General features: G+C 64.8%; 1 protein-coding gene and 1 pseudogene. One reads left to right on the top strand and one right to left on the bottom strand.

What is annotated here, in order from left to right; all coding sequences use genetic code 11:
• Window positions 1-403: 403 nt before the first annotated feature.
• On the bottom strand, window positions 404-958 hold the full coding sequence (locus tag ACWC21_RS06740) for a MarR family winged helix-turn-helix transcriptional regulator (RefSeq protein WP_450878801.1): 555 nt from the start codon (window positions 956-958) through the stop codon (window positions 404-406).
• A gap of 122 nt (window positions 959-1,080) precedes the next feature.
• Between ACWC21_RS06740 and ACWC21_RS06735 the strand changes: the two are divergent.
• Window positions 1,081-1,249: pseudogene (locus ACWC21_RS06735) on the top strand (MFS transporter); the annotation flags it as partial.

The following is a 1,249-nucleotide window of genomic DNA, read 5'->3' as shown; positions in this document are numbered from 1 at the left end:
TTCCGACTCTATCAGATCTTTTCTCGATCCGATTTCCTCGGTGCTTTCCAGGTTTCCCGCTCTCGCGGTTTCCCTTTCCGGCGCTTCCGACTCTACCAGATCCTCGCGGTGTCTGATTCCCCGTCAGAGGGGGTTGTCCTCCCGGCCCTTCGGCCGTTCCGACGTCTCAAACCTTAGCGGATCGTCCCTGCGATTCCCAATCGGGCCGCCGAGTCCCTATTCGAATTGAATTCGGGCACGCCGAAATCAACCCCGTCGGGAGATCGTGCTGGTGGTTTGTGGTGCCGCTCGCGGCGGCGGAGGTGCTGCCGGAGAACCGTTACGGCTCCGTGGCAACCCGAAGAACCTTACGGATCGGACCGGGGGGTGTCAAGCAACCCCTGTCAAGATCTTTTCCTGCGGCTCAGTCGAGGTCGCTGAGCCGGCCGCCGGCGTCCGGCTGGGCGTGCTCCACCCGGCGCAGGAGCCTCGTCAGGACCTCGCCGAGAACCGTTCGCTCCTCGAGGGAGAGGTCCTGGAGCAGGTCCTCCTCGAAGACGGTCGCCAGGCGCATGGCCTCCAGCCACTTCTCCCTCCCCTCCGGGGTCAGCTCCACGATGACGCGGACGCGGTTGGACTCGTCCCTCTCACGGGTGACCAGACCCTCCGAGACCATGCGGTCGATTCGGTGGGTCATGGCAGCCGGCGTGAGACCGAGGCGCTTGGCGAGATCGCTGGGGCCCAGGCGGTAGGGGGAGCCGGAAAGGACGAGGGCCTTGAGGACCTCCCACTCGGCGTTGCTGATGCCCAGGGCGGAGGTCTGGCGGCCGTAGGCGACGTTCATCCGGCGGTTCAGGCGGGACAGCGCCGAGACGATCTTCTCCACCTGGGGGTCCAGGTCCTGGAACTCGCGCTGGTAGGCGGCGATTTGCTCGTCGAGTGTCGGCTCGCTGCTGACGCCGCCGGTGGTGTCGGCCATGTGCGCAGTATCGCACGCGGTGCCTTTGCCTTTAAGTCCTTCAATATGTACTCTTCAACTTCGAACTTTAGGTTCGAAGTCTTCACATCTAACTCGTTAGAGAGGTGAACGTGACCAGGGCGATGGGCGCAGCGATGCGCCGGATCCACGTGGGCAACGCACTCAGCGCGTTCGGGCTCGGCTTCACCGTCCCCTACCTGTACGTCTATGTGGCGCAGGTGCGGGGGCTGGGAGCCATGACGGCGGGGCTCGTCCTCGCGGTCTTCGCCGTGGCCGCGCTGATCGTGCTGC

The sequence above is a fragment of the Streptomyces sp. NPDC001348 genome (assembly GCF_053597535.1).
Note: the sequence above shows the minus strand (reverse complement) of the source record. Positions and strands in the feature narration are given on the sequence as shown.

Coding starts and splice junctions, on each gene's coding strand:
- ACWC21_RS06740 (WP_450878801.1), bottom strand. CDS start 958: ATGGCCGACACCACCGGCGGCGTCAGCAGCGAGCCGACACTCGACGAG.